The sequence below is a fragment of the Streptomyces sp. NPDC003027 genome (assembly GCF_053591435.1).
The window spans coordinates 81,235-90,316 of sequence record NZ_JBSFTU010000027.1; the positions used below are offsets into that span (position 1 = coordinate 81,235).

Here is a 9,082-nt window from a genome sequence, read left to right on the forward strand (position 1 = left end):
GCTCGTGACGGGCGCGGCGGATGGGCCTCACGCGCAGATGGCCCGGGGCCTCACGCGCAGGTGATCCGGGACTGGGCCCAGTCCGCGACCGCGACCCGGCCGAACGGCGTGTGCGGCTCGACCACCAGTCGGAGCGTCTCGTGTCCGGCGATCCCGACGTGCACCGGTACCGGTGGATCGCCCGGCTCGACCACGGGTGACCGCCACAGCCGTCTGCCGTCCCCGTAGACGGAGAAGAGGACGCCGCCGACACCGAGGGGCGCGCTCATGTCGTCGATGCCCACGAGCGCGTCGTAGCCGGTGCACGGCCGGTTGAGGTCGATGGTGAGCGAGGACGGCGCCTGCACCGTCACGCCGTGTCCGTACCGCTCGCCGCCCATCGACAGGCCGTCGCGCTGCCACATCGGGCTGCTCTGCTCCAGCCGCACCTCGGGCCTGGTTCCGTCCCCGGCGATGCCGTAGTCGAGCCGGCTGACCCGGTAGACGGCCGGAGGCGGCGCGGGCGGCGGCTTGGGCGCGGTCCTCGACGGGCTGGGCTTCGGTGAGGGCGTCGGCTTCGGAGCCGGCTCGGGCCGGGGCTTCACCGTCCGGCTCGGCGTGGGCCGCGGGGGCGCGGACGGGGCTGGCTCGGCCGTGGGCACCGGCGGCGGGGTGGGCCTCGGCTTGGGCGGCGGGGTCGGTTCCGGGGGTACGACGGGGGCGACGGCCGGCGGGGACGGTTCGGGTGTCGCGACCGGCTGGGGGTCGCCGGACAGCGCCCACACCAGACCGGCGGCCGCGGCGACGGCGACCGCGGCCGCGAGCCCGGCCTTCGCGGGCGCGCCGAGTCCCTCGGCGACGGCGGCGGACGACGCCCCGGCCGTGCTCGTCGAACCGGCTCCGGTGGCGGCCGCCGCTCCTGCTCCGGCGGCCCCGGCCGCTCCGCCGGCCACCACGCCCGCGGCCTTGAGCGAGTACCCGGCGGCGAACCAGCCGATGACGGCGATCGGAAGCAGCGCGGGGATACCGGCGTTGACGTGCTCCAGCTCACCGGCCGCGAGCCGGCACTTGGCGCACTCGTCCAGGTGCTTGCGCAGCCCCCGCTCGGCCCGCGTCCGCAGCCCGCCGCGCGCATAGGCGCCGAGCCGGTCGGCGTAGCGGGCGCAGTCCCCGCCGGCGGTGAGGGACTGGCTGACATGGGCCTGGAGGTAGGCCTGCTTCAGGCCCTCGCGGGCGCGGCCGGCCAGGACGGCGGTGGCGTTGGCGGTCAGCCCGAACAGCGGCGCGACCTCGCTCGGCGACTCCTCCTCGACCGTGGTGTGCCAGAGCACGGCCTGCCAGCGCTCGGGCAGCGAACGGAACGCCTGCATGGCCAGGGACTGCTCGGCCTCGTGCATGGCCCGGACGTCGGCGCCGAGGTCCAGCGTGTCCTGGTCGGAGACCTCAAAACCGCGTGCGGCCTGTGCCGCGAACACGGCGAAGTCCTCGACCAGGTGCTCCCGCCTCCGCGTCCTCGTCCAGTTCGCGGCCACCCGCCGGACCGTGGTCAGCAGATAGGCGCGTACGGCCTGTTCCGGCCCGGCCCCGTGCCGTACCGCCTGGAGCGTGCGGGCGAACACCTCCGCCGTCAGGTCGTCGGCGGTGTGCGCGTCGCGGCAACACGTCCTGGCATAGCGCCGCACGGCTTCGGAGTGCCTGCGGAACAGCTCTTCGTACGCGCTGTCCTCGCCGTCCCGCATCAGCTGGATCAGGTCGGCGTCGGACGGCGGGAGTTCGACCGGCGGCGGCAGTACGCCCTCGTCGGCCTCGTCCGCGCCATGCGCGTCGGCCTCCGCCCCCAGGGCGCCGCGCTCACGCTGCTGCGGCACGCCAGGCTCGGCGCCCACAGGTATCGGTCCCGCCGCGCCCGGGGACGTGAGCGACGAGCCACCCGGCCCGCCCTGGCTCGGCACCTGCCATGAGGGTGGGCCGCCGCTTCTCGGGCCGGCGGCTCCCGGGGCGTCGCCGGTCTCCGTGGCGCCGCCTTCACCCAGCGGCTCGTCCCGTCCGTCACCCCGTCCGTCACCGCTCATCGCGGAAGCCCCCGTACGCACGCTCAGACCCGAACACCGGGCAAGCGTGCCACAGCGCGGAGACGCCCTGAACCGACGCGTCCACCTACCACTCGTCCGGGGAGACTTCCTGTATCCGGGCGTAACCGCTCACTCGTTCGTGCCATGCTCGACGGTTCCGTGACCGCCGAACAGGCGGGCGTGAGCGGCCGTCACCACAGGGTCGTCCGGGTCAGGGCGGCGCAGGGCCTGTGCGGCCCCGACCCGCCGCCACACTCCCTACCGCGACCGCAGGCCCTCCAGCAGGATGTCCAGGAGCCGGGTGGAGGCCGCCGCCTGCTGCGCCGCGTCCGGCAGCGCGGGCGCCGCCGTGGCTATGACGAGAAGGACGTCCGCCACGGTCACGTCCGCCCGCAGCTCACCGGCCTCCCTCGCCCGGTCCACCAGGCGCCCGACGACCTCCAGGAGTTCCGCCGCGCCCGGGTCGTCGTCCCGCTCGTCCACCGGCACCGCGCGCGGCGCCACCACCCGGGCAGTCGTCCGCTCCGCGAAGCCCCGCTGGTGCGGCACGCGCGCCTCGTCGTCCGAGGACCGGTCCACCGGCGCCGACGGCAGCGCGTCGACGGCCGCTCCCTCGTCCACGCCCACCCGCAGCACCTGCGGAGGCAGCAGCCGCCCCGCTCCCGAGGCCACCGAGGTCCGCAGGAACCGGGAGAGCGCCGACCACGGCTCGTCCTCCTGCCCCAGGGCCGTCCGCGCCTGCTCGGTCAGCCGGGCGGTCTCCTCCTCGGCTATGCGGCGCACCAGCACGTCCTTGCTCGGGAAGCGGCGGTAGACCGTACCCACCCCGACCCGGGCGCGACGCGCCACGTCCTCCATCGGCGCTCCGTAGCCGAGCTCCCCGAACACCTCGCGCGCGGCGCGCAGGACGTGTTCCAGATTGCGCTGCGCGTCCACGCGCAGCGGAGCGGCCCGGCCGATCAGCGCTGATCCCGCCGACCCGCTCGTACGCCCGTCGGTCCGGCCGTCCGTCGCCGTGACGACGGCGTGGCCGTACGAATCCTGCATGTGCATAAGCGTTCCCCCGCTCATGATGTCTCCCCCCGGAGACTCCCCGCCCTGACACGGGAATCGGACGCTTCCGCGCTCGGTCTACGCGCGGCGGTCCGATGCCCGACGACATACGAACATAGTTGAGTCCGGGTCAATTCAGAAGGGGAAGTTCCGCACGGTGCGCCCCCCGATCGGAGCAAGGACCGGAACTCTCCCGATTCCGACCCCGGACCCGACCCCCCGCGCCTGCCCTGACCTGGGCACTTTCCGTTGTACCCACCCCGCGCGCCACCCCGCGCCCCCGCACTTCCGCGGTCACACAATTTGCCGGGCCTGTGGACAAACCTCGAACGGCGTTGCGTCATGGGACAGTGACCGAACCTGTGCGCATTCTCGTTGTCGGCGGTGGCTACGTCGGGATGTACACCGCGCTGCGCCTGCAGCGGCAGCTCAAGGCCGAGCTCAGAAGCGGCGCCGTCGAGATCGTCGTGGTCACACCCGACCCGTACATGACGTACCAGCCGTTCCTGCCCGAGGCGGCGGCCGGCTCGATCTCCCCGCGCCATGTGGTCGTCCCGCTGCGCCGCGTCCTCGACAAGTGCCGCATCGTCATCGGCGAGGTCCACGCCGTCGACCACGCCAAGCGGACGGCGACGCTCTCCACCCTCGCCACCGAGGAGGAGGGCACCGGCAACATCCAGCTGACGTACGACGAACTCGTCATCGCGCCCGGCTCGATCTCCCGCACCCTGCCCGTTCCCGGCCTCGCCGAGTACGCCATCGGCTTCAAGACCGTCGAGGAGGCCATCGGGCTGCGCAACCACGTCATCGAGCAGATGGACATCGCCTCCTCCACCCGCGACCCCGGCCTGCGCGCCGCCGCCCTCACCTTCGTCTTCGTCGGCGGCGGCTACGCGGGCGTGGAGGCGCTCGCCGAGCTGGAGGACATGGCCCGCTACACCGCGCGGTACTACCACAACATCAAGCCCGATGACCTGAAGTGGGTCCTCGTCGAGGCGACCCACCGGATCCTTCCCGAAGTCGGCGAGGAGATGGGCAAGTACGCGGTCCGCGAGCTGCGCGCCCGCAACATCGACGTACGCCTGGACACCCGGCTCGAGTCCTGCGAGGACCGCGTGGCCGTCCTCAGCGACGGCAGCCGGATCCCCACCCGTACCGTCGTGTGGACGGCCGGCGTCAAACCGGCGCCCGTCCTCGCCGCCACCGACCTGCCCCTCAACGGACGCGGCCGGCTCAAGTGCACGGCCAGACTGACCGTCGACGGCGTCGAACACGCCTGGGCGGCCGGCGACGCCGCCGCCGTCCCCGACATCACCGCGGACGAGCCCGGCCGGGAGTGCGCCCCCAACGCCCAGCACGCCGTGCGCCAGACCAAGGTCCTCGCCGAGAACATCACCGCCTCCCTGCGCGGACAGCCGCTCAAGGAGTACGCCCACAAGTACGCGGGCTCCGTCGCCTCCCTCGGCCTCCACAAGGGCGTCGCGCACGTCTACGGCCGCAAACTCAAGGGCTACCCCGCCTGGTTCATGCACCGGGCCTACCACCTCAGCCGCGTCCCCACCTTCAACCGCAAGGCCCGCGTCCTGGCCGAGTGGACCCTCGCCGGCCTGTTCAAACGCGAGATCGTCTCCCTCGGATCGCTGGAACACCCCCGCGCCGAGTTCGAACTCGCCGCCGCACCCCTGCCCCCCAAGGAAGGCCCCGAGCCGGGCTGACACCGATGTCAGTGCGCTCGGTCACACTGGACGTGTGACCATAGGTGGGCTCACACCTGCACAGAGTGACTCAGCACGGCCGACGACACCGCGAGGCATACAGATCCGTGAACTTCACCCGTTGGAGCGCCCGGCTCCCCGGCACGCAGCGCCGCATGGCCGCGCGGGGGACCGAGGGCTCCGTGCCCGCGGCCCGCGGTGAGTACGGGCCGCAGCTGGAGCATCTCCCCGACGAGACCCCCGGCGTCCCCGCCCTCGAGGACTTCTCCGTACGGGAGGTCATCGGCGGGCTCCCCGGCCTGGTCGCGCTCGCGCACGGCCCCGAGCACCGCATCGCGTACGTCAACGACGCCTACGCCACCGCCTTCGGCCCCCGTCCCGCCGGGGCCACCGTCGCCGACGCCTGCCCCGAGGCGCACGAACTCGGACTGCTGCCGCTGATGGACCAGGTCCTGCGCAGCGGCAAGCCGCGTACGGTCAAGTCCCGCAAGACCAAGGACGGCGGCTCGTACACGGTCACCTGCCTGCCCGTGGAGTCCTCGCGCCTGGAAGGCGGCGGCGTCCTCGTGCACGCGGCCGACGTCACCGACCACGCCGAGGCCGCCGAGCGGCTGCGCGCCAGCGAGCGCCGGCACCGCGAAACCGCCGTCACCCTCCAGCGCTCGCTGCTCCCGCAGGAACTGGAGCAGCCCGACGACCTGCGGATCGCCGCCACGTACCAGCCCGGCGGCACCGACGCCGCCGTCGGCGGCGACTGGTACGACGTCATCACCCTCGGAGCGGGCCGGACGGCCCTCGTCATCGGCGACGTGATGGGACGCGGGGTGCGCGCCGCCGCCGTCATGGGCCAGCTCCGTACGGCCGTACGCGCCTACGCCCGCCTCGACCTGCCCCCGCACGAAGTGCTCCAGCTCCTCGACGGCCTCGCCGCCGAGATCGACGCGAGCCAGATCGCCACCTGCGTCTACGCCGTCCACGACCCCAACGAGGGCCGGCTCGTCTACGCCTCCGCCGGTCACCTCCCGATCCTCGTCAGAGACGAGGACGGCTCGGTCCGCCGCGCCGAGGACCCCACCGGGCCACCGCTCGGCACCGGCGGCTGGCTGCACACCTCGGGCACGATCGCCCTGCCCCCCGGCTCCACGGCCGTCCTCTACACCGACGGGTTGGTCGAACGCCGCCGCGAGGACATCGACGAGGGCGTCGCCGCCCTGGAGCGCGCCCTGTCCGGCGCCACCGGCACCCCGCAGGTGGTCTGCGACCGGCTGCTGCGCTCCCTCGGCGTCACCGCCGACCACGACGACGACGTGGCGGTGCTGGTCGTCCAGCATCCCGCCCGCAAGGGAGCCGACGCCGAGCTCTTCCACAACGCCGCCCTGGACCTTCTGGGTGGTGTGGAGGCCGCGCCACGCGCGCGTGCCTTCGCGTCGGGCGTTCTGGCCAGCTGGCGCTTCCCGGTCGAACTGCGCGATCTCGGTGTGCTCGCGACCAGCGAGCTGGTCGCGAACTCCCTCAAGCACGGCACCCCGCCCATGCGCCTCAGACTGCGCCGCACCGACCGCCGGCTGATCATCGAGGTCACCGACGGCGACGACCATCTGCCGCGCCGCCGCAGGGCGGAGTCGGAGGACGAGGCGGGCCGCGGGATCTCGATCATCGCCACGATCGCCTCGTCCTGGGGAAGCCGCCGCACACCGGGGGGCGGCAAGGCGGTCTGGTGCGAGTTCGCCCTGCCGGACTGAGCCGGCCCGGCAGGCGGGCGCGGCCATGTCCGGCGGGTCGGAGCCCTCAAGCGGCGGCGGTCTGCTTCTCCGGCTGGTGCCGCGCGACGATCCGTGAGGTCCTGGCCGCGAGCGACGGCTGGTTCTGCACCGGAGTGAGCTGCTTGCCCAGACGCACCGCCAGGAACGTGATCCCGAGCGAGAAGAGCACGAAGGTCACGATGTACGGCCCGTGCAGCGCGGCCCCCATGGGCCCGCCCACGGCCGGACCGGCCGCCAGCGCCAACTGCTTGACCAGAGCGAACGCCGAGTTGTACTGCCCGACCATCGACTCCGGCGCCAGGTCGGCCACCAGGGGTGCCACGGTCGGCGACAGCATCGCCTCGCCGAGCCCGAAGAGGGCGTACGTGGAGATGAACGCCGCGGTCGCCATGGTCTGGCTGCCGTGCCCGAGGCCGGCGTACCCGGCGATGACCCACGCCACGGCCCAGATCAGACCGACGGCCGCGATCACCCGCGTCCGCCTGCGGTGTTCGACGAACCTCAGCACCACGAACTGGGCGAGGACGATGACCGCCGTGTTGGCGGCGAGCGCCATCCCGAGCGTCGCCGGCTCGATGCCGGCCGCCTCGGTCCCGTACGCCGCGAGGCCCGACTCGAACTGCCCGTAGCAGGCGAAGAACAGCACGAAGCCCAGGACGCACAGCCGCACCATGGCCTTGTGCCCCAGCAGCGCCAGCACACCGCCACCCTTGGAGGCGGCCGGCCGGTCGGTCTGGAGGGCGGGGGAGCCCGGCATCCGCACGGTCAGCACGATTCCCGCGAGGACGAGGAACATCACCGCCTCGATCGAGAAGAGAAGAAGGAAGCTGCCGGGCCGGCTCTCGTCGACGAGCTGCCCGCCGATCAGACCACCGACGCCGAGTCCGAGGTTCTGCAGAAAGAACTGCGTGGCGAAGGACCGCGTCCGGCCGGCCGGCTCCGAGCACCAGACGATCATCGTCGCCAGCGCCGGCTGCATCACAGCCGTACCGGCACCCAGCAGCGCCGCGGACCCCACGACCGCGGCCACGCTCCCCGACAGGCCCATGCCCAGGGAACCGAGGGAGGCCAGCACGGCCGCGACCAGCAGCACGGGGACGGGACCGCGCCGGTCGATGGCGCGCCCGCTGAAGGGAAGGACGACAAGTGCGGCCATGGCGAAGACGGCGAGCACGATGCCCGCCGTGGTCGCGCCCAGATCCCGCACCTGAGCGACGTACACATAGAGGTACGGAACGGTGAAGCCGAGCCCGAACGCGCTCAGCGCGCTGCCTGCCTGGATTCGGCGCATCGCTGCACCCATCGCCTTGGTCACACTCACCCACTTCGGTCGCGAGTTCAGCCCTGTACGCCTGAACTCTGAAGACTTCAATACTAAAGTTCGATGCTTAACTGTACACATCGAAGGACTTCAACGCCAACGTCGACCGTGGGATACTCCCCGCATGTCCGACACCCCCGAGCAGTCCGGCCCGCAGCCCCTGCAGGAGCCGAGCCTCGACGAGCAGATCGCCGCCTACCAGCGCGAGTACCGCGACCTCGACCCCCAGGTCGAGAAGGTCGTCTCCGCGCTGGGCCGGCTGAACCGCCGGATGAACGTCGCGTACGGCCGCCAGGTCGCCGACCTCGGCATCAGCAACGCCGAGTGGGAGGTCCTCAAGACCCTCGTCCTGGCCGGTGCCCCCTACCGCCTGGGCCCCGGAGAGCTGGCCAAGCGCCTCGGGCTCACGCCGGCCGCGATGACCCACCGCATCGACCGCATGGCGGGTGAGGGCCTGGTGACGCGCGACCGCGACGAGAACAACCGGGTGCGGGTGATCGTGGAGCTCACGGACGAGGGCCGTTCGAAGTGGCTCGAGGCGATGCGGATGGCGACGGGCTTCGAGGAGGAGCTCCTCCAGGACCTGTCGAGCGAGGAGCGTGGCCTCCTCGGCGAGATGCTGATCCGCCTGCTCAGGCGGGTCGAGCACACCCAGCCGGACGCGGGCGGCCGGCTGACGGACCTCGACTGAGGAGGCCGTCCGGGGGCCCGCCGGGGCGGGGTTGACACGCCCCGGCCGTATCCGTAGTGTTCTCCGAGTTGTCACGGGGCCGGAACGGTTCTGCGACAGCCACTCCCGCCGCTCATGCGGCTCCTCAACTCAGCACGATCTCCCGACCGGGACGAATTTCGGCATGCCGGAATTCATTTCGAAAGACTCGATTATGAGTCGCAAGGGGAATCCGCTAGAGTTCGAGCGTCGGAACGGCCCAACAGCCGGGAAGACAAACCCCGCTGACTGGGAATCAGGCCCGAAAGGATCTGATAGAGTCGGAGCCGCCGGAAAGGGAAACGCGAAAGCGAATTCCCGGAAGGTGAAACCCGCTCCAGCGGGTGGCGGAAACGGAAAACGGATCTGCTAAGCTGGAAACACGAAAGACCGAAGGGAAAAGCCCGGAGGAAAGCCCGAGAGGGTGAGTACGAAGGAAGCGTCCGTTCCTTGAGAACTCAACAGCGTGC

Annotated in this window: 6 protein-coding genes; 3 read left to right on the forward strand and 3 right to left on the reverse strand. The window is 72.2% G+C overall.

Translation table 11 applies throughout. The annotated features are described in order from the left end of the window. Window positions 1–50 precede the first annotated feature (50 nt). Window positions 51–2,051, reverse strand: coding sequence for a sigma-70 family RNA polymerase sigma factor (locus tag ACWDX6_RS20310; protein WP_451486278.1), 2,001 nt, complete (start codon window positions 2,049–2,051; stop codon window positions 51–53). A 258-nt stretch (window positions 2,052–2,309) separates the two neighbouring features. Beyond that, complete coding sequence (locus ACWDX6_RS20315) at window positions 2,310–3,104, reverse strand: TetR/AcrR family transcriptional regulator (RefSeq protein WP_451486284.1); 795 nt, start codon at window positions 3,102–3,104, stop codon at window positions 2,310–2,312. Window positions 3,105–3,454: 350 nt separating this feature from the next. Between ACWDX6_RS20315 and ACWDX6_RS20320 the strand changes: the two genes are divergently transcribed. Beyond that, window positions 3,455–4,819: an NAD(P)/FAD-dependent oxidoreductase gene (locus tag ACWDX6_RS20320; RefSeq protein WP_451486279.1), complete on the forward strand. Its 1,365-nt coding sequence runs from the start codon at window positions 3,455–3,457 to the stop codon at window positions 4,817–4,819. A gap of 107 nt (window positions 4,820–4,926) precedes the next feature. After that, complete coding sequence (locus tag ACWDX6_RS20325; RefSeq protein ID WP_451486280.1) at window positions 4,927–6,561, forward strand: ATP-binding SpoIIE family protein phosphatase; 1,635 nt, start codon at window positions 4,927–4,929, stop codon at window positions 6,559–6,561. Between the two features lie 46 nt (window positions 6,562–6,607). On the opposite strand, the gene ACWDX6_RS20330 is transcribed toward ACWDX6_RS20325, so the two are convergent. After that, the gene (locus tag ACWDX6_RS20330) at window positions 6,608–7,873 is read right to left on the reverse strand and encodes an MFS transporter (protein ID WP_451486281.1); all 1,266 of its coding nucleotides are present in this window, start codon (window positions 7,871–7,873) and stop codon (window positions 6,608–6,610) included. A 154-nt stretch (window positions 7,874–8,027) separates the two neighbouring features. Between ACWDX6_RS20330 and ACWDX6_RS20335 the strand changes: the two genes are divergently transcribed. Further along, on the forward strand, window positions 8,028–8,594 hold the full coding sequence (locus ACWDX6_RS20335; RefSeq protein ID WP_451486282.1) for a MarR family winged helix-turn-helix transcriptional regulator: 567 nt from the start codon (window positions 8,028–8,030) through the stop codon (window positions 8,592–8,594). Window positions 8,595–9,082 lie beyond the last annotated feature (488 nt).

What these genes read in the sequence shown, in the direction of transcription:
- ACWDX6_RS20310 (WP_451486278.1), bottom strand. Translation starts at nt 2,051, where the DNA reads ATGAGCGGTGACGGACGGGGTGACGGACGGGACGAGCCGCTGGGTGAA.
- ACWDX6_RS20315 (WP_451486284.1), bottom strand. Translation starts at nt 3,104, where the DNA reads ATGCACATGCAGGATTCGTACGGCCACGCCGTCGTCACGGCGACGGAC.
- ACWDX6_RS20335 (WP_451486282.1), top strand. Translation starts at nt 8,028, where the DNA reads ATGTCCGACACCCCCGAGCAGTCCGGCCCGCAGCCCCTGCAGGAGCCG.
- ACWDX6_RS20330 (WP_451486281.1), bottom strand. Translation starts at nt 7,873, where the DNA reads ATGCGCCGAATCCAGGCAGGCAGCGCGCTGAGCGCGTTCGGGCTCGGC.